We start from the raw sequence: 267 nt of genomic DNA, 5'->3' as shown, positions 1-267 counted from the left end.
GTCGGCGTCGAACTCGCTCGCCCCGGAGAGGAATCCGCCCCGGGTGGAGTACGTCTTGCCGGTGCTGCCGGGGTCGGGGTCGTAGAGCCCCGCCAGGTCCCAGTCACGGTCGGTGGGGAACTCGGAGATGGCGTCGGTACCGTCGAGCACCGACTGCCACAGCTGCTGCGGCGAGTCGATCCCCCCGGGCAGGTGGCAGGCCATGCCGACGACCACGATCGGGTCCTCGTCGGTGGCGGCGACCGGGGCGGCGGTCCGCCGGTCGTC

At 73.0% G+C, this 267-nt stretch carries 1 protein-coding gene; it reads right to left on the bottom strand.

From position 1 onward, the window contains the following. Positions 1–267 (bottom strand): beta-ketoacyl synthase N-terminal-like domain-containing protein (locus tag VR45_RS41820; RefSeq protein WP_045945227.1); only part of this gene is annotated, 267 nt, incomplete at both ends.

The sequence above is a fragment of the Streptomyces sp. NRRL S-495 genome (assembly GCF_000966955.1).
Classification (GTDB): domain Bacteria; phylum Actinomycetota; class Actinomycetes; order Streptomycetales; family Streptomycetaceae; genus Kitasatospora; species Kitasatospora purpeofusca.
Note: the sequence above shows the minus strand (reverse complement) of the source record. Positions and strands in the feature narration are given on the sequence as shown.